The sequence below is a fragment of the Cyclobacteriaceae bacterium genome (genome assembly GCA_030584025.1).
Classification (GTDB): Bacteria; Bacteroidota; Bacteroidia; order Cytophagales; family Cyclobacteriaceae; genus UBA2336.
The window spans coordinates 2,537,836-2,560,476 of the sequence record CP129487.1 but is presented as its reverse complement, the minus strand read 5'-3'; the positions used below and the strand labels follow the sequence as shown (position 1 = coordinate 2,560,476).

The window sequence follows — 22,641 nt, the reverse complement described above, 5'->3', positions numbered from 1 at the left end:
ACAGTGGTGAATCTATTTTCACAAACCCCTGCCACCGGGGAATATGCAAAAAGCGACTACCATGCCAACTACATACCCAAACCGTCTGAGTCAGCGTCTTTAGGTTCGTTTGGAAATATACCTGTTAATTATTTTACAGGTTTGCCAGAGATAAGCCTTCCCCTTATCACGCTTACCAGTAGAGAACTGTCATTGCCCGTTTCCTTAAACTACGATGCCTCTGGCGTTAGGGTTGACGAACTTGCGGGTCAGGTTGGTTTAAAGTGGACACTCAATGCGGGTGGATACATTGCAAGAGATATGAACGGATTGCCAGATGAGCATCCATCGGTGGGGTATTGGAAATATGCTTTAGCAACAGATTATTGGAATAATCTCTCAAACGCTTCAGACTGGGTTTCATATAGTGAAAAGAATGAACGTGATACTCATCCGGATGAATTTGTGATAAACATCAATGGCCGCTCAATACGGTTTGTATTTGATAAATACAAACGACCTGTTCCGATACCACGACAGAATGTTAAGATCTCATATACATTGAGTAACAACAAAATCAACAGGTTTGAAGTAACTACTGAAGATGGTATAAAGTATATTTTTGGTGGCGATGTTACTTCTGTGGAGGAAAGAAAAATTGAGACACTAACCATGAAGGCAAGGTTTAAATGGACAGCAACAGTTGAATGGTATTCATATTCAATTAATGAAAGGGCTAGCGTGTACTATACTGGTGACGAATATTTTGATAATGCAAATGAAAACGAAACTAATACAATTGACTTTTATAATTCAAAGTGGTTCTTAAAGCAAATTATAGCTCCATCTGGTGACAATATTGTACTTAATTACCTTAAAGGAAGTGATGTAAAATATGTAACCGCGCCTAGTTCAATTCGATTTTCCCCGGTAATGGTTAGACTCGATGAGTACACCAGAAAGTTAAAAACTCGAAAGTGTACTTTTTTTGGGTTAATATGCGAAGACCCCATCACGTTTACATGGGTGCATCCATCACCAGAAGGTTGGACAATTCATCCAGCAACCATGATTACGGACCCAAACTATTTGCTGGCTTTAAGGAAATTTACAGAACCGGTGCATGGAAGTGGTGAACCATTACCAAATTTCAACACCGTTAATAACCGAGTTCCACAGGCAGAAACAAATCACTACTTTAAGCCAGAATCTCATGCGGCTCATCCGGGAGGTGTTTTTATGAATCATTCTGTAATCACAGAAAGCAATATTCGTTTAAATTCCATTGTGGCTGCAAATGGGAACAAAATTACTTTTCAAACTTCAACGCGCGAAGATTTACCCGGTGCCGTTAAATACGAAAGAGTATATCTTCAGAATATGGATAATGTGTATGTAAAATCAATTAAACTAAACTATGCAACTATAGAAACTTCAGATTCACAAGCACAGAACGATCTCTTTTGGATTTCAGAGGCAATTACCATCAGAAAAATTAGTTCCTATAGCCAAAGCTCCACTTACTTTTATCCACATTACGCAAAGGCCTATACTGAAACTACAGTAAGTAATGAGACCCTTCGTAAGTTTGTTTTTGAGGGACTTAAAGCCTATAACTTTAAAAGACTTTATCTGGAAGGCATTGTAGATGAAACCGGTGGGCTCAACGTACCTCTTTATTCATTTTTGTATGATGGCCGTAATTTGCTACAAAGGCGTACAACACCACTTAGCGATGGATTACGGTTTGCCAAAGTAAATGCAAATAATGAGCTGGACTTTGATCTTCATTCAGGAAAAAGGACTAAGATTTATCGTGGTTATGATCCTGCTGACGCAAGTGGTGTGCGAGTACCAACGCGAGGTATTTTAAAAAGAATCACTTATCCCACTAAGGGGTATACGGAATTCCAATTTGGAAGCGTTTTAGGGCCACAACTTCAACGGATTCTTGATTTTAATGAGCAAGCAAATCTCATTAGTCAGAAGGAAATTCAATACCTGAACTCAATAAATCAAACAGAAGGCCAATTTGTATCCTATGCAAACTATGAGTTGCATGCTGAAGAAGCTATGTTAGACGGGACAACATCCTTAGGTTGGATGAAAAATATGATTATTTCCTCCCGACCGCAAAATGAATCATCTTTTAGAGGTCCTTTAACCTATTATCCAAAAGTTCGGGTTTACAATGGGTTAAAAAATAATCATAATGGTTACGAAGACTTTGTTTTTACTGGCTCCAATTCACCTACAGCTGATGAGCCAGATGCACGAGATCAACGTACCCCTTTGTTTTCTAACCCAAGCTACAGTGCCCCATACACTGCAATGGACATTTTCCCTTTTCCACGAAAGGAAATGAGAGACCACCTTAGGGGGATGCTATTGGAACATATTGTATATAATAATGATGGTAAACAGGTTAAAAAGGTTTTGAACAAATATGGGATAAACCTCCATAATTACTTGAGCCCCGTGATGTATGGATTTTCTGCTGGTACTGAGCCAACCCCGCAAAATCGAAAGCGCTATGGACGATATAAAATCTCAGCCGATTGGATTGTTCTTGAAAGAACCACTGAAACTATATTTGATTCTCAAAATACACCAATCGGTTCTTTTATAACTGTTTCTGAGTTTATTTATGATCCTCAGAATTTGCAACAGATTGAAAGTATCAAGTATAACCTGGCTGATCCTAGTTCGAAAATTGTTACCAAAACAAAGTATGTAACACACCCTGATTATAATTACACACCTACTGCTATGGCTAATTGCCAGCAGACCTATGATAATTGTATGGCGAGTTGTGACACAGAGCCTGACCCACAGGTTCAAAATTACTGTTGGCAAAGTTGTTATGACCAGTTTTACAATTGTGAACTGAACATTGCAGCTAATGCATCACCTGAAACAGGTGCATTGGTAGCTCTGGTCAATAATCATCAGATAACATCGCCAGTGGAAATTCAAAATTTTGTTCGGGAGCAAAGTGATGAAAAATTGATTTCATCGGTAGTTTATAAATATACCCGTGAAGGAAGCCCTACGATTTTTGTTAAACCAAAAACAATTTGGGGTACTAAGGAAATTATGAATCCTTCGGCTTATCAAACGTCAAAGGTTGAGAGTAATGGTATGTTTACTGCTGATACGCGTTTGAGATTACTTCATTCCTTTGATAGCTATCAACAGAATACCGGTAACCTGCTTCAGCAAACATCGATGGATGGTATTAAAACGCAATATACCTGGGGACACAATAATTCCCTTGTAACACAATTTTCGGTAAACCCCGGTTCATCGATTTCACAAACGTTCTCTTACAATCACAAACCGTTGGTAGGGTTAAACTATGTAACCGATCAAAATGCCATTAAGTATTATTACGATTACGATCGGTTAAACCGACTTAAGCTGGAAAAGGACAACGATGGAAATATTACTGCACGTTATCGGTATCACTATAAAACCAGTAAAGGTTTTAATACATCAATTTCCGGAACTAATTATGGCATTGTGGGGCAGTCTGTGCATTTATCATCATCAGATGACCTCGAGTATGGTCAAATCTCCTACGAATGGAATATGGGTGATGGTAATATTCGGACTTCCACATCTGTAAGCCACATTTATCAGATTCCCGGCAATTACACGGTAACGTTGAAGAAAACTAATCCGGAATACGGAACAGTCACCATCACGCATCCCATGACTGTAAATAGTCCACCCTCCATACTTATTGGTGTCACCGGTCCAACAAGTATTGACTTATGTAATTACAATTTTGAGCCAACATCCTTCACTGCAACCGTACGCTTAGGCTGTCCCCCTTATTCCTTTACCTGGGAGTACCGTTACAATGGAGGTTCATGGATCACATACGCTTCTGGATCCCCTGTTCAGGCTCCACCAGGCTTTGTTTATCAGGAGGGTTATTGGGAGGTTCGATGCACAGCTTACAGTGGTGCATGCAACAATCAAGTTACTTCCCAGTCAATTTGGCTCACAACATACAGAAGCGACCCTAATTGTTTTGGCGGACCAATAATGCATCAAAACTAGTGCTATGAAACAAAGTTTTATTTCCATTTTGATTTGGTTGGCTGGCGTCCCAATGGTATGGTCACAGACACAACCCCCGGTTAATGCTCCTGCTGATCTGAACCGAAATTTTGTTCGAACAGAGAAGATGCTTGTAAAAGGAGTAACGAGCGAAAACAATGTATCGAATTTGCCTGTCGAACAAAAAACAACGATCTATTCCTATGTTGATGATATGGGTAGACCTGTGCAAAGCATCACGGTACAAGGTAGCCCATCTAAACAAGATGTTATTCAGTTTCAACACTATGATGCTTTCGGCCGCGAACTTCAAAAGTATCTTCCATACACATTCAATAATGCGAGTGGATATGGTACCTACAGATCTAACTACGTTAATGAACAAGCAAACTTCTATTCAAACACACAAGCAGTTGCGCATGATCAAAACTCTTACAGCGTTTTGCGATATGACAATTCGCCATTAAATCAGATTCGAAAAACATGGGGTACAGGATGGAGCTGGCACGAGTCACAGGAAAATAAACCTGTAACTGAGAGCTTAAGATTTAATACTGAAGGCGAAGTTTTTAAGTATACCTACTCAGGCACAGGTTTCCCTATGATTGGGATAGGAACTTATCCGGCTAATGTACTCGCAATTAGTGAAATGGTTGATGAGCAGGGTTTAATCAAAAGGATATTCAAAAATTTTAAGAATCAGGTTTTGCTGGAGCGAACCGGTGACGGTACACTATGGCACGACACTTATTACATCTACGATTATGCCGGTAATATTACTTTTGTTTTCCCTCCAGAAGCTTCTTCCAGGTTAGTTGAGTACAATAATTTTTGGGCCAGCAGGCAGCAATTTCTCGACACCTGGTGCTTTCAATATAAGTATGATCAGTCAGGTAGACTTATTGAAAAAAAAGTACCTGGTTCGGGCTGGGTGTACAACATCTATGACAAATGGGACAGATTAATTCTTACACAAGATGCTAAGCAACGGATTGGAGATATGTGGTCGTACACAAAGTATGATGAACTTAACCGACCGATTCTTACTGGCTCTATAAAGGGCTCAAGAACTTTCTTTCAAAATACCATTGATGCAATAAATAGCCGGTTTTTTGAAGTAAGACAAAATAATTCAATCGGTTATACCAACACTGCCTTTCCTGTTCATAACGCACCGCTCACCATTACTTATTATGATGACTATTCTTTTAAAAATTATTCAGGCTGGGATGAGGTAGCAGGAACAAACTACAACTACGTTTCTGAAACCGGGTTTTTGCCTGTTGCTCAAACCCTTACAATAGCAAAGGGTTATACAACAGGTACCAAAACTTATGTACCAGGTGATGACCGTTGGTTAAATACAGTTACGTATTACGACAAGCAGTACAATGCTGTTCAAGTAATTGCTGAAAATAATATTGGCGGTCGCGACCGCATTACCCATGATATAGACTTTGCAGGCCGAACCGTAAAAACCTTGCATGTGCATACCAGTAGCATGGGCGGGCTAACGCGGCTTAGCGAATTCACGTACGACCATGCCGGTAGGTTGAAAAATGTCTTTCAGACTTTTGATAGTGGACCCCGTATACTGGTGGCTTCTCATGTCTACAATGAATTGGGTCAGTTGATTGAGAAGAACTTACATTCAGAAAATAATGGCACTACCTTTTTACAATCGGTTGATTACCGTTATAATATCCGGGGCTGGCTGACGAATATCAATAACGGCACGTTGACAAATGATAACGGAGCCACGAATGATGATACCAATGACCTGTTCGGCATGGATATCATTTACAACCAGGAAACGGTTAATGTTGGTGGAACCAATGCAGATAAACTGTATAATGGTAATATTTCCGCTATCCGTTGGAAGACTAACAACCTGAAAGATGCACCACAAGAAAGAATATACCGGTACAAGTATGACGCATGGAGCCGTATGGAATTGGCATACTATGCACAAAAAAACAGTAATGTATGGAACGGAAACGCAGGCCGGTTTAATGAAACGGCCGGGTACGATAATAATGGTAATATTCAAAACCTGGTTCGAACCGGGCAAATAGGAACCAGCACGGCCACCATAGACCAACTTGGTTATACCTATACAGGTAACCGGTTACAAAATGTTCATGATCAAACAGCAGCCTATTGGGCTGCCTCGGCCAATAACCCTGACTTTGGTTTTACAGAAGTAAGCCACACGCTGGGCATTACCGAGTATGGGTATGATGCCAATGGCAACATGACATACGACCTGAACAAGGGAATTGAAGAGATAAAATACAACCACTTAAACCTGCCCACACAAATCAAATTCGGTGGCAATCGTATTATTGATTATACCTACGATGCCCTCGGCAATAAACTACGCACCGTGGTGCGTACCGGAAATGCAACAGCACATTCTACAACTGATTACGTTGGCGGCATTCACTACCAGGATGGACAACTGGCCTTTGTACTCACCGATGAAGGACGGGCGGTTAAACGCAACGGAACTTACGAATATGAGTACTTCCTTAAAGACCATCAGCGAAATGTACGTGTGGTGTTTGGATCTTTGAAAGTTACCGATGCGTACAAGGCAACCCTGGAGCCCGAGCGGGATCAGCAAGAGAAGAATGTTGACGGATTTAAAAACATAACCCGCATTACCGGGTATAACCGCACTGCCAAAAGCTACGAAGTACCTAACCCTCAATATGCGGCCGGGTTGAACGGGGCTGTTGGCCCAGCCAAAATGTTAACCGTACAACCGGGCGACAAGGTAAGGCTGATGGCGCATTCACGCTATACAGGCTCAGTTAGTGGTACAAAAATAATCCCATCCGTATTGGCCGCAGCGGTAACCTCAGCCTTCCAGGTAATGCCAACGGGCGAAACATCAACCGCTTATAGTGCCTTGAATAATGCGGTTATTGGCGCTACTGCTAACCCGAATGCTGGGGCGCCAAAAGCCTACCTCTGCTACTTCATTTTCAACTCTACCTACACCTGGTCGCAGTTTGGGTACCATGCCATCAGCACCACATCAGCGGTGGCATTTGAAGCCTTGCAAATTGACCTGACCATTGCCCTGCCTGCCGGCAGTACTACGGGATATATGTACGCCTATGTGGCCAATGAAACAACCGGTACCACGGTGTATTTCGATGATGTTGAAATTGTACACGAAAAAAACCAACGGGCGTTACAGGTAGTGCAAACCAGCGATTATTACCCGTTTGGGCTACCCATACGGCCGTTGAGTTATCAGAAACAAACCCTTGACCTGGCCCGAACCAAAAACAAATACACCTTCCAGGAGCAGGAAGTGCAGGATGGGTTTGATCTGGGCTGGTACCAGTATAAATACCGCATACACGACCCGGCCATTGGCAGGTTTGGATCAGTGGATCCATTATCTGAAAAGTTCTACTATAATTCTACTTATGCATTTAGTGAGAATAGGTTAATTGATGCAATCGAATTAGAAGGCCTTGAATCTATAAGATATGATTTTATGAAATATATTTCTCCAATTGCATTTAATATTAACTATGCACATGGAACTCATAGAACAGGGATTGGTTTTGATATTTCAATTGGCGTACCTAAGGTTTTTCCATTCAGTTATAGGCAGAGCTTTGGTGCAACGCTTTGGGGGTACGATGCGCTTCAACAAAAACCAATTGTGGAGACACGAACTGGTAGAGAAACGAGTTACTTCGGTGTCTTGTCTATAGAAAGTAAGGATTATAGTAGCGGCTTAACTTCTCAAGGAACTGGAACAATAACCTTGGGTGGGCCATTGCTAAATATCAGGAATGAGAATGATTGGTATCCAAACTGGATTACTAAAGGATTAGATCCTTTTAATATTCATCCCCAGCATATCGGGGATTCAAGAGATGGATTTAGGACTGAGGCTTTTAATGCACGATTTGGAGCATTCAATTTTGGTTTTAATTTAGCAACTGGTATGCCAGATAAAAATCCGTCTGGTGTTGATCTCCTTATTGGAGGTAATAAAGGAACATATATAAAAAATGCACCATTTGATCCAGATCAGTTTAGACTAGGGTTAGGTTATATTGGATTTGGTAACTTTAAATTCGGAATTAATAGTGAGCAGTATATAAGGGCACCCATTCAGAACTCATTTCATAGTTTAATTGGGAGTCCCTGGTTTAGGGTAATGCCTGGTAACACTCAGTTATTTTTGGAATATTCTTCTTCAACAGGAACAGGATGGTAAGGGTAAGTATTCTTTTAATTTTATTCCTAGCCTTAAGCGGTTGTAAGCATGTGCTGGGACCAGATGAGGAACTAACTTTAGAATGTAAGTCATTTAATAATTACTCACTTAGGCTTGATGGTTATTATTATGTTTCAAAAGACAAATCCAGTGAAAACACCGCGGCTTTTTTTTTATATCAAAATGGCGTGATTCATTCTTTTGGCGCATTTCCAATTACTGAAATTAAAGAAAGAGAAAAATTATTCTACGATAGTATATTCATTGAAAAGGTTAGGAAAATTAAATTTTTTTGGGGTGTCTTTGATGTTGATGAGAAAGATATAACTATTGAGATGTGGTATCCTGGAAATGGGCCTTTGTTAGTTTATAGAGAGTCAGGTAAGATCTTAAATGACACAACATTTATTATCATTGAGTCTAGTCGATTAGATGGCACTGAAAAAAAAAGTGTAAATCATGTTTACAGATTTAGAGAATTTTCACCAAAACCAGATAGTTTAAATGTTTTTTTATGTACAAAGTAGTTCTCAATAATTAATGAGGTTCATTTATAAATCTATATTAGGATTCATTATCACTTCCTGCTCACTTTTTAGTGAAGATGAACCAAAGGTTTTGTTGGAAATGTTTAACGAATCAATTAGCGATGCTTGTGTTTATGGTGGCGTAAGGGTTGCAACCGGTTTAGACGAGAACCATAATGGTGTGTTGGATGAGGCTGAAATAACGGATTTTCAATACCATTGCCACAAGGCGCCAAGTAATGGTGTACAAAGCAAAATTGAGTATGAACCTTACCGGAATTATGAACGGTCAGATAAGGAAAAAGGTCTCAGGCTATCCATCGGGCATGACCTGGATGGTGATGGCCACCTTCTCAAGAAAGATGCCTTGTACTATGATATTTATCCAGACAAAGTCAATGAAGTAGTATATAACACTGAAATTTATACAAAAAAGTCAGCGCTCGTTAACCTGAACCAATCGTTTAAATTACCGGATGTTCTTTCCGTCTCTGGAACAGAGACAATAAGTTTAGCAGGAAACGTGCCCAACATTAACCTGAGCGATTTTCCTAAGTACTATTACATCACTTATGAAATACGGGGTTTTTGGGAGGGGGAGGATAACCTTGTAAACATTGAATTGTATAATGTAACTGACGGTGTGACTTTCACCAACTCAAAGGGAGTTCAATATACCGAAGGAATAGAAGATTTATTTGGTGCGGTAATTACCTCAGCTTTTCCTTATCCTGATAAAGTCATAGAAGTGGGTTTGAAAATATCGGGCAAGTTGCCTGGGCAAAAAGTTTATGTGGAAAACGGTAACCTTAATTTCAGAACCTTGCGAGAGGAATAGTGTATGAAAACAGTTCTTTTACTAATAGGGCTTGGTTGCTTTGTATTTGCTGAGGCCCAGCAAATAGAAGAAGCACAGATCGGCACTTGGACAGCTTATGGTGAATTGGGAGGTGCCGGTGTACAATTTTATACCGTTAATGCCGAGTACTTGCTGTGGAAAGTTGGAAGATTTAATGTTCATGTTCGTGGAGGGATTGGTTTTGGTAAATTTATCAGTCACAACTGGAAAATTAATGGTGAGGAACGTTACTTAAATTTTTTAGCCATACCTGTTGGGTTAAGTGCGTACAATTTTGTTGGCTCCGATCACCATGTAGAATTTGGATTTTCTGTTGGGTACGTGAATGGAACGGAAATTAGCTTTAAGAACATCCAAAATAGCACGATTTTACTTACGCCAGCATTTGGATATCGTTTCCAAAAGCCTTCCGGGGGTTTGATTTTTAAACTATTATATACACCTAATATTCCTTTGCATGAATTTAATGAACGGCATTTTAATACAGATTATGGAAAAAATTTTAGACAAGGGATTGGAATATGTGTTGGATATGCTTTTAAAAAGCGGGTATGAGCAGGATTTTTCCCATAGTATTATTTTTTCTCTGGGTACTACATGCAGTGGCGCAAGTTCCTTTTGATGTTAAGCTGAGCCAAAAGCATCTTGCGAAGATTGAGCAGGCTAAATCGGGTAAGAATAAATTACGCTTATACCGTAAGTTTTTTAAGGAGGATAGCCTGCAACAAGCCAAGGCGTACGAAACGCAATTGCAGAAACACTATGATAGCCTATTGGCTTCAAATGGCCTTGAGCGTTTGGCTCTTGATTCAGCTCGTATTGACTCTTTGATCAAGCAAAATATGGAGGAGATGTTATTGGATACAGCCGAAATCAGAAATAGAGCTGAGGCGGTTATTCGATCATCTGGTATTGGGGATGGTGTTGAAAAAGTAAGCGGGTATAAGGATCAGTTGCGCGATTTCGATGAGGATTCATTAAAAAGTGGAGTTATCAGCATGTTCAATGAAAAAGCCTTAGAGAAGGTTAGCTCCATTGAACAAATACAAGACCTTAAAGATATTCAAGCTCAGAAGGAAAGTCTGGATCCTTGGAGGAATGACCATGTTTCAATAAATCAACTACAAGACACTGCATTCATAAAAAATTTGGCGCGTAAAGAGGCAGAGGAGCTGGCATTGGAATATTTATCGGAGCATTCAGAATTGCTTGATCCGATTCAAAAGAATATGGATCGGTTGATGAAAAAATTCTCTGTTGTCCCCAATTCAAATGACCTTGGTTCAGCCATTAAACGAAGTTCCCTCAAGGGTAAAGGTATCCGAGAACGCCTGTTTCTTTCCCTTAATTCTCAGGTTATAAGTATTGAACCTGTTTCAGTGGATATTTCTCCTATGGTGGGATATAAGTTTACTAGCAAGTTTATTTTAGGATTTGGCGGGCTATATCGTCAAACCTTTAGCCAAAATCAGGTTTCATTTGCTCCCGATGTGTTTGGATACAAGGGATTTATGAGCTATGAGCCTCTGAATAAGCTCTTTGCGTATACGGAGTATGCACGCAATTCACCAGGTGTAAATCGATCAGAAACAGGTGCCCAGCGCATTTGGAAAGATGCCTGGTTGATTGGTGCAGGTCGTAGATTTGAAGTGCATCCTAAGCTGGATATGACCATTTTGATAGCCTACAACGTGCTAAAAAACATAAATGATCCCGTTTACCCGGGTCGCTGGAACGTTCGAATTGGATTTCAGTTAAGTGAATTAGGCCTTAAGAAGATCAGGAATAGGTAGAGTTTGGACGGGTTCCATCTATCTTTGTCTGTATGGACAAAGCCAACTTTCTTATGGTCGAAAACGACACCTTGCTCCGGCAAGGGTTTGTTAATTTGCTAAAGCGGGAATACTTTGTTCGTAATGTTTATGAGGCTGCCAATGCGGTTGAATTTGAGGCTCAACTAAATAGCCATGCCATTGACATAATCCTGCTGGATATTCATTTAGGGGGGGTGAGTGGGGTTGAATTACTTTTGAAACTTCGAAAGATGCCTGTACAGCCAAAGGTTATTGTTGTTACGGGGTTAGAGGGCATTGAGTTAGTGATTAACCTATTGAAAGCTGGAGTAGATGCCATCGTTTCGAAATTGGATGGATACGCAGAAGTTGTAAGAGCAGTAAAGGTGGTTATGAAGGGTGAGACATATTTTCCAGACCATGTTGTACAGGTAATCCGGAATAATGCCAGCCGGTGGGAGAGTGTGCCACCGGTAACCCTTACTGACCGGGAAAAGGAATTTTTGAGGGCGCTTTCGCAAGGCCTTACAACAAAGGAAATTGCTGTGAACTTAAAAATGGCTGAGAGCACGGCAGAAACTTACAGATTAAGGTTGCAGAAAAAGTTAGGGGTACATAATACGGCCGCCTTGCTGGCGTATGCGTATTCGAATGGTATGAAGTAGTTTCGACTTAATCTGACAGTTGGGTTAACTTAGAAGTGCAAACAATCAAGTTAAACCCTTTAAACTGTCAGAAAATGAGAACAGAAACGAAGTTAATCAAAACGAAATTAGGTCTTATCAATTTAGCTGAACATTTGGGTAATGTCAGCCAGGCATGTCGGATGATGGGTTACTCCCGCGACAGCTTCTACAGAATCAAAGAGCTTTATGATACAGGTGGTGAACTGGCTTTGAAAGAGGTCAGTCGCAGGAAAGCTATTCCAAAGAATCGTGTCGAGCCAGAAGTTGAGCAAGCCGTTGTCCGGATGGCTATCGATCAACCCGCTCTAGGGCAGGTGCGCGTGGCCAATGAACTTCGCAAGCGCGGTGTATTTGTGTCTCCTGCTGGCGTGCGCTGCGTTTGGCAGCGCCACGACATGGAGACTTTCGCTAAACGGCTAGCTGCGCTTGAAGCAAAGGTTGCTCAGGAAGGAATCATTCTCACCGAAGCACAAATGATCGCCATGGAGCGTAAGCGAGAAAAACGCGAAGCCCTCGGAGAGATTGAGACTGAACATCCGGGCTATCTTGGCGCACAGGATACTTACTACGTTGGCAATATCAAAGGGGTAGGCAGAATCTATCAGCAGACCTTCATTGATACGTATTCGAAAGTTGCTTTTGCCAAGCTGTATGATCGTAAGAACGCTATCACCGCAGCAGATATGGTAAACGACAAAGTCGTTCCATTCTTCGAGGAGCAGGAAATTCCATTGCTGCGTGTCCTTACCGATCGTGGCACCGAATATTGCGGAAAAGCAGAGTATCATGAATATGAGCTCTATCTACGAATCGAAAACATCGAACACTCAAAAACGAAGGTAAAAAGTCCTCAGAGCAACGGAATCTGCGAACGCTTCCATCGGACCATCCAGGATGAATTCTATGCGGTGGCCTTCCGGAAAAAGTTGTATCAGTCACTGGAAGAACTTCAGGCAGATCTTGATGTGTGGATCAAAGAATACAACGAGCAAAGAACGCACTCAGGAAAGTATTGCTTTGGAAGAACTCCCTGGGAAACGTTCCTGGCTTCCAAAGAGCTTGCTATCCAGAAGATGGTTGATCAAAATTATGAATCAGCATGATCACTCGTCCGCATTGCTTCCTCATAGGCCGCAAACAGCCGCAAGCGGAAAAGAAGTCAAGGGTGGCTTTGGCTGTGTGTAGGATTTTGCGCGGCCACTCGCGCAGCCCTTGACTTCTTTGGAGCGGTGGCTACCTTTGCCTTTGAGGAAGGAATGCCTACCTGACTGTCAGATCAAGTCTTAGCTATTACAAATGGTATTCTATAAATTCAAAGTTCTATTCTTCCAAGTAATGGTCGCAAGTAGGCCTTTTTTTCCAGAACCATATTTGATTTTTGCCTGAATAGCTTCTGCCCGCATTCGCAGGCTGTTGTACTTCTCATTTAGCTTTTTTATAGTTTCGTCTAAAGTCACCTCACCTGTTCCATCGTCCTCAACTTCAACTACTAATTTGTTTTTGTCCCAAATTAGGCGCACCCATATGTGCCAGGCCGTAGAGTGCTTAAACGCGTTATGAATAAGTTCCTGAGTCATGCGGTATAGGTATTTTTTTACTACTTCCGGTAATATGAATTCTACACCAACCTGCTCAAAGTGAATGTGATTACCTCCTCGTATTTCCATGTTCTGACAGAGAATAGATATTTGCTGTGCAAATGGTGCTTCAGCATTTTCAGCCGCATTTAGTCTTTTGGAGATGCGCCTGATCGATTCAATAGCCATTTTCAAATCCGCTTCCATCTTTATCAAGCCATTCTGTAGTTCAATTGGATGATCAACAGCTTGCTCCAAATGCTTTAGGTTAAGTTGTAAAAGGTATATTTTTTGAATCAGGTCATCGTGTATTTCAGCGCCCATTTCATTGACAATATTTTCAAATATTTCAGCTGCCTGGGCAGAAATTTGGTGGGAAAGGTCTTTTTGTGGGATAATACTGAATCCAAGAAAATTGAAATTCATACTGAGCTTGCTTTCTGGTATACAAATGTATTAAATTGTACTTTGTACTACTGTCCCATTTACATATGAAAAGGAGATATTGTTATACTATATTTCTTTCCATCTTTTTTACTTCATTAGTGGCGCAAAAATCAAATCTTGATTCGCTTGAATTGGTTTTGAACAAAAGTTCTTTGAAGGATAGTATTCCGCATCAAGTATTTGATCAATTAATAACGGAATATGTATTGGTTGATCGCAAAAAGGCAATTCGTTATGCTCGTCAATACCATAGCCTTACAAGTGAAAAGGGCGATTCACTTAGGTTTTTGCAATCTGGCTGTAAGTTGGTTATTGCTCTCTTTTATAACGAGCTATATGATTCATGCCAAATACTAAATGCATATTTATTGCCGTTAGCAAAAAGACTTAAATCAAACAGACACATAAATTATCTTACCTCCGCACGAGGAACAGTTCATGCTTTTCAAGGCGAATATGAAAGTGCTCTCGTAGATTTATCGAAGGCATTGGAATTACGGAGAGCAGATGGTGATCCCAGTTACATTAGTCTTTCATTAAACAATTTGGGATTGGTTTATTATAAGATGAAAGCATATCAAAAAGCTTTGGATTTTATAAACGAGAGTATCAGCCTGAAAGAACAGCATCAGGATTATTTTGATTACGATATCGCCCTCACTAACGCAGCACTTTGTCATGTGCATCTGGGCAACTATAGTGAAGCAAATCAATTATTTGAAAAAGCCATTGCCGGGAGCCAAATGAGCCCATTTTCAGAAGCCATGGTTTGCTATGGTCGTGGTATTATAGCGTACAATTTAGGTAGGTACAATATCGCTAAGAATGAGTTTTGGAAATCTTTTCAGATTGGTCAAGTTATCAATGATTTTCGGACGCAGGCTGATAATTTATTGTTCATAGGAAAAATAAACTTTCTTCAAGGCAACACTGACGCAGGTTTTAGTAACCTGTTAAAAGTTGAGCAGGTTGCCGAGCAATTCAAGTATCGTCAAATGTTGATTTCCGTAATTGAAGAATTGATATTGAATTATGAGATATTGGGTGATTTAGGTCGACTCGTGTATTATCAGGATAAATATATTTTGTTAAAAAATGAGGTATACAATACCCGTTTAACTGAGCAGATGGCCACAACAGAAGTAAGATTGAAACGGATGGAGAATGAGGAGACATTAGCGAGACAGGAACAAATGGTTAATTTAAGCAAACAAGTTTTGAGATCACAAAACTTAGTAATTATTGCAATTGTAGGGTTGATTATTTTAGCCGTTTTTGCAGTTATTCTGATAAGAAGAAAATCGAAGATTGAGAAGCGACTGAGTAAAATACTTGCAATTCGAATAAAGAACCGAGTAAGGAATCTTGAGCAATTACTTGATGATGAGTTGCATCGATGTCAGCAGCAAAAGATTTTCTTTGAACTGGAAGCTAAACAACTTGCCGCAAAGTTGGCTACTTTAAAAGGCATTGAGTATGTTACAAAAGTAGGTAATGGAAATAATGAATTTTGGCTAAAGAGGTTAATCAAAGATTTGGAAAGTTCATTAGTAGAATCGAAAGCTCGAATTAATGACCTTGAGAAGATGAGTTAATTCTTAAAACCTATGATAAGGACATTCAGCAAAGAATTTATACTATTTATTGCTTGCTTATCATTCGGTAATGGTTTAGCACAGACCACATCTAAAGACAATCGGTACTTAGAATTGGTTATAATTGACTCTTTGAAGGCAGCATTGAATCATTATACTGACCCTCATCAGATCATTGATTTACAATGTGATTTGGCATACGAATACACAGCAACCGATCTCCAGAAAGCTCTTGAATGCTCAAAAGTATCCTATCGGGATGCCAAGTTATTGGGTGATAGTTTAAAAATGGTTAGCGCAGGCAGAATGGTTTTATCAGCCCACCGCAGATTGAACAATAATGATTCTGCTACATGGATGGGAAATGAGATTTTGCAAGTTGCTCGTAGGAATCAATTTGTAAATGAAGTATTAGCAATAATTAACCCTTTGTCAGATGCATATGTAAATTTGGGTCAGTATGATAGTGCATTGAGACTTAATTTTGAAAGACTAGAAGCTTCATATAAGATGAACAATATCCCATCTTACCAATCATTGAATAACATTGGTTTTATTTTTTACAAAATAAAAAATTATGAAAAAGCGCTACTCTATTTTAACATGGCCCTTCAGGATTGGTTTCAAAGTGTGAAAATTGATAGTGCTGACTATGCTTTAATAGCAATAAATAAAAGTCTTAGCTTAGTGTACTTAGATAGATGCGAGGAGAGCAGTAGAATTATCAAATCAATTGTTTATAGCCATCGTAATTGTACCGATGATGACCTTTCAAATGCCTTTTATGCTCTTGGCTTAAATAATTTAAGGCAAGGCGAATATGAGAGCGCAACAGTAAATTTCGAGACTTCAATTATTTATGGTTTACAAGCCAATAATTTTCGACTTGTATGCGATAGTTATATTGGTTTGGCGAAGGCTTCTAAGTCGGAAGGTAATGAGTTAAGTGCCAAAAGATTTTTATACAAATCGTTGGCTATAGCGGATCCCTTGATGTACTCTGAAATTTTATTAACTGCTTACGAAGAACTTTTAATTCTAAAGAGCTTATCAATCAGGGAGAAGGCAACGATTCAAGGTAATTATATTGATCTAAAGGAATCAAAATACAATACTATGCTCCGTGAGCATCTAGCCAAGCAGGAGGCTGAATTTTATGAGCGGAATAATGCGGAGCAGATTAAATATCAAAAGGAAGAATTAGTTTTCCTTGAAGATTTAAAAGAACTTCAATTCTATATTATTGTTGTTATTACCATAGTACTACTTGTAGTCATTTTTATTTTATTTTCGATATATCGCCTTCGCAATTGGAAAATTCGATTAAAGCTGAAATTAGAAAGGGGGTTTCGCAGTAGAGAAATGTTTTTGTTGCAGGAAATTAGTTCAGCCACAACCAAAAAGAAGCATTATGAAAAATTGCTTTTTAGAATCAGACAACACTCTGAAGATTCGTTCGACCAGCTTCTTACCTAGTTTAAGGAATTTTTGACCTATTGTATAAAACCCGTTGTAAATCAGTTTTCGTTTCAGTTATCCATTCAATAGCGAACACTTATTAGGTTGAAAAATAAAGTGTTACAGATGCTAAAAACGCTCAAATTTTGATGTAAGGTTTTACCTGATTTTGTCAAAAAAGGTACTTAAAGTAACACTTTAAGTACCTTTTTCTACATGACCAGATTGATGATAAGTCATGACTTTAGGTTGTTCACCTCATTAATAGGTCTGTTTATCTGCTGATTTTATAAGGTTTTGAGGTTTTAAGAGGCTTTCACTATAGCTTTTCAATCAGGTTTGACACCTGTATTGTTTTACCGTAACCCTGAAAATTATACTGGTTACCAGGGATTTACTTGCATTAACGTGAATGATAGGAGAAACCAAGTTGGTTTTTTAGGGCGTTGTTTCGTTGAGAATTTTCTGGCATGCAATTGTTATTTGAAAGGGTGATTACAGCTTGAGAGTGATTGATCCTTAACTAAGGATTCGAGTAGGTCGGTCATAAAAGGAAAACAGTACCCACAACCGTAGTTGCAAGTACTGTAACCCCTTGACTTTCAATAACTCAATGTTAGAATTTATCTTCTGTAACAAATCCTCCTGCGGGCTCATCATATGCCCTCTGTGGTTGAGTATTTGTGGTTTCTTTAATCTCATCCCCAGTGGATTTGCTTATGCTCGTTACAGTAAAAGAAGCTGTTGCTATTGCAACTATTGCCAAAAGTATTGATGCTTTAGTTTTCATGTTGATGCTGATTTAAATAGCTGAAAGAATCAATTTTTGCCTTGATCACCTTGCACACCAGCTGCTCCGTTATCAAGTTCCGTTGTAGGCTTAATCTCTTCATCACTGCAAGCAGATAAACCAACTGAAACGAATAATGCCAAGGCTAAAGAGTAGAGTAACTTTTTCATAATCTTATGGGGTTTAGTTTTAGAGTTGTTCTTAATGTTTAAATTGTAACCCAAATATGCAGGATGTAATGGACTCCATTTCAGTTAAAAATTTTGCAAAATTACCAGTGTACCAATTTTTCAACAAGTTTTCATTTAATGCTCGGATACTCCATCCTTCCCAAATTCTATTGATCCTAGTTTCTGTTACTGCTTACAGTCAAAATGCTCGTATTGATTCTTTAATTAAATTAAATGCTTCTGCTTCAGGTGGGGAGAAAGCTGATGTTTTGTATGAATTGGCATATGAATTTATTGATGTTGATAATATTCAAGCAGTTGAGTTTTCAACTGAGAGTCGACTATACTCAGCTCGTATCGGTGATAGTCTAAGAATAGTAAGGGCTTGCCGTTTACAAAGTTCAGCTTATAGAAGACTTGAAATTTTGGATAGTGCGATTTCGACAGCAAAGTTTGGTCTAGATATCGCGGTGCGTAATGGCTTTAGGGATGAAGTCAAGATTTTATTAAACTCTGTAGCGATTACCCATTCATTGAAAGCGGAGTATGATGTGGCTTTAGCTTATCATTTTGAATCATTGATAATACGAGAAGAAATAGGAACTCAGAGTGAAGTCAGTGTTACTTTAAATAATATCGGCTTCATCTACTTCAAATTGAAAAATTATCAAAAGGCATTGGAGTATTTTGAAAGGGCTTTAAACATTAAAAGAGAAATTAATGATGTTTACGGCCTGGACAGACTTTTGATTAATCTTGGTGTTTGTAATATACATCTAAAAGATTTTGCTCGGGCTTTAAATTCCATTAAAGAAGGATTGAAGGTATGTGGAGAGAATTGCGGAAGTGATATTTTGATTGAAGGTGAGTCAGGATTAGGAGTTGCATATTACTATTTGGATGATTTTGATGAATCACATAGACACTTCACTCAGTCCTTAAATTTTGCAACCGATAATGATAACAAGAGGTTTCAAGCAGAGAATCTTGTATATCTCGCTAGAATAGAGTTAAGAAGAGAAAACCTAAAGCAAGCTGAGGCGCACCTTCTCAGAGGTGAGGATATCGTTACATCACTGGGTTATAATCAACTGGTTTTGGATTTTTATAAGGAATTCTCAAATCTTTATAGCCTGCAGAGAGAATTTGAGAAAGCCTCGATTTATCAAAAGAGATATATTAATTTAAAAGATAGCCTTATTGGCGAAGAACTTATCAAAAACATCGCCAAAACCCAAACCCAGTTCGAAGAACGTGAGAACCTGAGAACCATTGAGCTTAAGGATGAAGCCCTCGCCCGCCAGCGTATGCTCAACCTGGCAATCGGTACCATTGCCTTTCTGGCGGCCTTATTGGTGTTTGTATTATATCATAATAACAAAGTAAGAAGGAGAGTAAATGCGAGGTTATCTGTAACGAATACAAAACTGGCCGAAGCCAATGCCACCATTGAAGCCCAAAACAAGCAATTGCAGTCATACAATGACAAACTTGAAGCCGAAGTAAAAAAGGCTACAGCCGATTTATTGGTGGCCAATACTTCCCTGGAAAAGGTGAACAAAGAACTGGATAATTTTATTTACAAAACCTCTCACGATATACGTGGCCCTTTGGCTAGCCTTAAAGGCATGTGCAATGTAGCGTTGATGGATGTAAAAGACCAGTTGGCGTTGGGCTATTTGCAAAAACTTGATGAAACCGCTACCAAACTGAACCGCATATTAACCCGGTTGCTCATCATCAACCAAATCAACAGTGCAGCTATACATCCTGAGCCGTTGGATATGGATAAAGTAGTGGACGATATTATCTTGCTTGAATCGAAGAAGGGATTGCCAAAAGGTTTTCAGTTCAAAAGGGATATTCAACGGAACATGATCTTCCGCTCCGATGATGCATTAATCCGTATCATCCTCGAAAACCTGATCGACAATGCCATCAAGTTTCATAATGATTCCGAGCGTGTGGTTCCTTTTGTGCATATTAAGATCTTTATCGAAGGGCCGAACCTACACGTTCATGTAATCGACAATGGTGTGGGTATTGCCCTGGAGAACCCCGACAAAATTTTTCAGATGTTTACACGGGCCTCTGAAAAGTCGGGTACAGGCGGACTTGGTCTGTACCTGATCAAGCAAGCTGTTAGCCGCCTGGGCGGGGATGTCGGTCTGCAATTAACTTCAGAAGGATTTACTGAATTCTATGCCACCTTGCCGCTCGAAATTCCAAAGGAATTAACAGAGGCGTCCCAGGAACAGGAGAACGAAGAGACCAAAGCCAGCGCCTGATTTTTTTACCTCCCGATCAATGCACATCTTTGCAATTCACAAATTTGTGATTGGTGTTTTATTGTTATGAAGAAATTTAAGCGAACCACTGTAACCGCAGCTTTGCCCTATGCGAATGGGCCATTACATGTTGGACACATTGCAGGTGCTTACCTGCCTGCTGATACCTATGTGCGCTATTTAAGGTTGCGTGGCGATGATGTGATTTTTATTTGTGGCTCTGATGAGCATGGAGTGGCCATAACGTTAGGTGCAAAGAAGGAGGGAGTTTCACCCCGTCAGTTCGTAGATAAGTATCATGGGTTGATGAAGCAAGCCTTTACGGATTTTGGGATTTCATTTGATATCTATTCCCGAACATCATCCGAGGTTCACTACGAGACTGCCCAGGAATTTTTTAAGAAAATTTATGAGCAGAAGATATTTCTGGAGGAGACCTCTGATCAATATTATGATGAGCAGGAGCATATTTTTCTGGCAGACCGGTACATCATTGGTACCTGCCCGAATTGCGGACATGCCAATGCGTATGGCGATCAATGTGAGAAGTGCGGCACGAGCCTGAGTCCACGACAGTTGATCAACCCACGTTCTACGGTTTCAGGGAAAACTCCGGTTCTTAAGCCCACGCGTCATTGGTATTTCCCACTGGATAAATATGAATCGTGGCTACGTGAGTGGGTTATTGTCGGCCATAAGGATGACTGGAAGATAAATGTGTATGGTCAATGTAAATCGTGGATAGATCAGGGCTTACAACCCCGTTCCATTACCCGCGACCTGGATTGGGGTGTGCCTGTTCCACTGGCGGATGCAAAAGGTAAAGTGTTGTACGTGTGGTTCGATGCGCCAATCGGCTACATTTCGGCTACAAAAGAATTAAAACCAGAGGGCTGGGAGAAGTATTGGAAGGATCCGGAAACGCGATTGATTCACTTTATTGGTAAGGACAACATCGTTTTTCATTGTATCATTTTTCCGGCCATACTGAAAGCCGCTGGGGATTATATTCTTCCGGATAACGTTCCGGCAAATGAATTTTTAAATCTGGAGGGTGATAAAATTTCTACCTCGCGTAATCATGCCGTTTGGTTACATGAATACCTGAAGGATTTTCCGGGCAGACGCGATGAATTGCGGTATGTGCTTACATCCATTTCGCCTGAAACTAAAGACTCGGATTTTACCTGGAAGGATTACCAACAGAAAGTAAACAGTGAGTTGGTGGCCATTTTCGGAAATTTTGTGAATAGGGTAATGGTGCTCACCTGGAAGTATTTTGAGGGTAGGGTTCCTTCCGAGCACGAGTTACCAGGAACAACCGATCGCAGAAAGAAAATCCTTGAGCATTATAACAAGGCACACGATGAGTTGAATGTTTCGGTTAAAGAAATGATTGGTGCACTGAATGATTTTCGTTTCCGTGAAGCTCAGTTTCAATTAATGAACATGGCGCGTATCGGGAATAAGTTCTTAGCGGATACCGAGCCGTGGAAATTGGCCAAGGAAGATATGGAAGCCGTAGGCTGTATTTTAAATTATGCCATAACCATTGTGGGCAACATTGCCATAGCCTGCGATCCCTTTTTACCCGATGCAGCAGCCAGTCTGCGTAAGCAACTAAACAGTGCCTCATTTGAGGTAAACTGGAAACAATTTTGGTTAAAAGAAGAATTGGTCAATTCGGTCCCACAACATCACCAACTGGGTCAACCCGAATTGCTGTATAAAAATGTGGAGGACGAGGAGATTGAACAACAGGTGCAAAAACTACGAAAGACAAAAATGGAAAATGAAAAGCCGGTGGCCTCAGTTAAAGCTTTGAAGCCTGAAATAACCATTGATGATTTTGGTAAGCTTGACATTCGGGTGGGTAAGGTGTTGGCAGCCGAAAAAATGGAGAAATCTAACAAGTTATTAAAGCTAACGGTCGATACAGGCGTTGATCAACGAACCGTATTAAGTGGAATCGCGCAGCATTATTCACCTGAAGAAATGGTAGGAAAGCAAGTAACCTTGATTGCCAATCTTGCCCCTCGTAAAATGATGGGTATTGAATCGCAGGGCATGATTTTAATGGCCGAAGATGTGGATGGAAAACTACGCTTGCTTCAACCGAACGAAATTGTTACTCCAGGTTCAACCGTGAGCTAAA

General features: G+C 39.9%; 15 protein-coding genes. 12 read left to right on the top strand and 3 right to left on the bottom strand.

Features of this window, described 5'->3' with window-relative positions; genetic code table 11:
• The first annotated feature begins 3 nt into the window (after positions 1-3).
• The 8 genes from QY309_11385 to QY309_11350 all read left to right on the top strand — a co-directional run bounded on the left by QY309_11385 (position 4) and on the right by QY309_11350 (position 13,264).
• The gene (locus QY309_11385) at positions 4-4,047 is read left to right on the top strand and encodes a PKD domain-containing protein (GenBank protein WKZ58470.1); all 4,044 of its coding nucleotides are present in this window, start codon (positions 4-6) and stop codon (positions 4,045-4,047) included.
• Between the two features lie 4 nt (positions 4,048-4,051).
• Positions 4,052-8,296 (top strand): DUF6443 domain-containing protein, encoded by a 4,245-nt coding sequence (locus tag QY309_11380; protein ID WKZ58469.1) that lies wholly within the window; start codon positions 4,052-4,054, stop codon positions 8,294-8,296.
• Positions 8,290-8,823 (top strand): hypothetical protein, encoded by a 534-nt coding sequence (locus QY309_11375; GenBank protein WKZ58468.1) that lies wholly within the window; start codon positions 8,290-8,292, stop codon positions 8,821-8,823. The genes QY309_11380 and QY309_11375 overlap by 7 nt, the downstream gene beginning before the upstream one ends.
• Positions 8,824-8,923: 100 nt before the next feature.
• Complete coding sequence (locus QY309_11370) at positions 8,924-9,661, top strand: hypothetical protein (protein ID WKZ58467.1); 738 nt, start codon at positions 8,924-8,926, stop codon at positions 9,659-9,661.
• Positions 9,662-9,664: 3 nt separating this feature from the next.
• A complete protein-coding gene (locus QY309_11365) occupies positions 9,665-10,237 on the top strand; it encodes a hypothetical protein (GenBank protein ID WKZ58466.1) in 573 nt (190 codons plus the stop codon).
• Positions 10,234-11,475, top strand: coding sequence for a hypothetical protein (locus tag QY309_11360; protein ID WKZ58465.1), 1,242 nt, complete (start codon positions 10,234-10,236; stop codon positions 11,473-11,475). The genes QY309_11365 and QY309_11360 overlap by 4 nt, the downstream gene beginning before the upstream one ends.
• Before the next feature lie 53 nt (positions 11,476-11,528).
• Positions 11,529-12,140 (top strand): response regulator transcription factor, encoded by a 612-nt coding sequence (locus tag QY309_11355; protein ID WKZ58464.1) that lies wholly within the window; start codon positions 11,529-11,531, stop codon positions 12,138-12,140.
• Positions 12,141-12,214: 74 nt separating this feature from the next.
• Positions 12,215-13,264, top strand: coding sequence for an IS481 family transposase (locus QY309_11350; protein ID WKZ58463.1), 1,050 nt, complete (start codon positions 12,215-12,217; stop codon positions 13,262-13,264).
• 201 nt (positions 13,265-13,465) lie between these two features.
• Here the strand turns inward: QY309_11350 and QY309_11345 are convergent, their stop codons facing one another.
• Positions 13,466-14,164, bottom strand: coding sequence for a histidine kinase (locus QY309_11345; protein WKZ58462.1), 699 nt, complete (start codon positions 14,162-14,164; stop codon positions 13,466-13,468).
• 65 nt (positions 14,165-14,229) lie between these two features.
• Between QY309_11345 and QY309_11340 the strand changes: the two genes are divergently transcribed.
• Both QY309_11340 and QY309_11335 read left to right on the top strand, forming a co-directional pair.
• The gene (locus QY309_11340; protein ID WKZ58461.1) at positions 14,230-15,780 is read left to right on the top strand and encodes a tetratricopeptide repeat protein; all 1,551 of its coding nucleotides are present in this window, start codon (positions 14,230-14,232) and stop codon (positions 15,778-15,780) included.
• Positions 15,781-15,792: 12 nt separating this feature from the next.
• Positions 15,793-17,256, top strand: a complete 1,464-nt coding sequence (locus QY309_11335) for a tetratricopeptide repeat protein (GenBank protein ID WKZ58460.1) — start codon at positions 15,793-15,795, stop codon at positions 17,254-17,256.
• 598 nt (positions 17,257-17,854) lie between these two features.
• Here QY309_11335 and QY309_11330 read toward each other — a convergent pair.
• Positions 17,855-18,028 carry a hypothetical protein gene (locus QY309_11330; GenBank protein WKZ58459.1) on the bottom strand — a complete coding sequence of 58 codons (174 nt, stop codon included), beginning with the start codon at positions 18,026-18,028 and terminating at the stop codon, positions 17,855-17,857.
• A gap of 29 nt (positions 18,029-18,057) precedes the next feature.
• Positions 18,058-18,198, bottom strand: coding sequence for a hypothetical protein (locus QY309_11325; GenBank protein ID WKZ58458.1), 141 nt, complete (start codon positions 18,196-18,198; stop codon positions 18,058-18,060).
• Between the two features lie 56 nt (positions 18,199-18,254).
• Between QY309_11325 and QY309_11320 the strand changes: the two genes are divergently transcribed.
• On the top strand, positions 18,255-20,486 hold the full coding sequence (locus tag QY309_11320; protein ID WKZ58457.1) for a tetratricopeptide repeat-containing sensor histidine kinase: 2,232 nt from the start codon (positions 18,255-18,257) through the stop codon (positions 20,484-20,486).
• Between the two features lie 66 nt (positions 20,487-20,552).
• Positions 20,553-22,640, top strand: a complete 2,088-nt coding sequence (gene metG, locus QY309_11315) for a methionine--tRNA ligase (GenBank protein ID WKZ58456.1) — start codon at positions 20,553-20,555, stop codon at positions 22,638-22,640.
• Position 22,641 lies beyond the last annotated feature (1 nt).

Coding starts and splice junctions, on each gene's coding strand:
- QY309_11370 (WKZ58467.1), top strand. CDS start 8,924: ATGTTTAACGAATCAATTAGCGATGCTTGTGTTTATGGTGGCGTAAGG.
- QY309_11365 (WKZ58466.1), top strand. CDS start 9,665: ATGAAAACAGTTCTTTTACTAATAGGGCTTGGTTGCTTTGTATTTGCT.
- QY309_11360 (WKZ58465.1), top strand. CDS start 10,234: ATGAGCAGGATTTTTCCCATAGTATTATTTTTTCTCTGGGTACTACAT.
- metG (WKZ58456.1), top strand. CDS start 20,553: ATGAAGAAATTTAAGCGAACCACTGTAACCGCAGCTTTGCCCTATGCG.
- QY309_11375 (WKZ58468.1), top strand. CDS start 8,290: ATGGTAAGGGTAAGTATTCTTTTAATTTTATTCCTAGCCTTAAGCGGT.
- QY309_11320 (WKZ58457.1), top strand. CDS start 18,255: ATGCAGGATGTAATGGACTCCATTTCAGTTAAAAATTTTGCAAAATTA.
- QY309_11355 (WKZ58464.1), top strand. CDS start 11,529: ATGGTCGAAAACGACACCTTGCTCCGGCAAGGGTTTGTTAATTTGCTA.
- QY309_11345 (WKZ58462.1), bottom strand. CDS start 14,164: ATGAATTTCAATTTTCTTGGATTCAGTATTATCCCACAAAAAGACCTT.
- QY309_11335 (WKZ58460.1), top strand. CDS start 15,793: ATGATAAGGACATTCAGCAAAGAATTTATACTATTTATTGCTTGCTTA.
- QY309_11350 (WKZ58463.1), top strand. CDS start 12,215: ATGAGAACAGAAACGAAGTTAATCAAAACGAAATTAGGTCTTATCAAT.
- QY309_11325 (WKZ58458.1), bottom strand. CDS start 18,198: ATGAAAAAGTTACTCTACTCTTTAGCCTTGGCATTATTCGTTTCAGTT.
- QY309_11340 (WKZ58461.1), top strand. CDS start 14,230: ATGAAAAGGAGATATTGTTATACTATATTTCTTTCCATCTTTTTTACT.
- QY309_11330 (WKZ58459.1), bottom strand. CDS start 18,028: ATGAAAACTAAAGCATCAATACTTTTGGCAATAGTTGCAATAGCAACA.
- QY309_11380 (WKZ58469.1), top strand. CDS start 4,052: ATGAAACAAAGTTTTATTTCCATTTTGATTTGGTTGGCTGGCGTCCCA.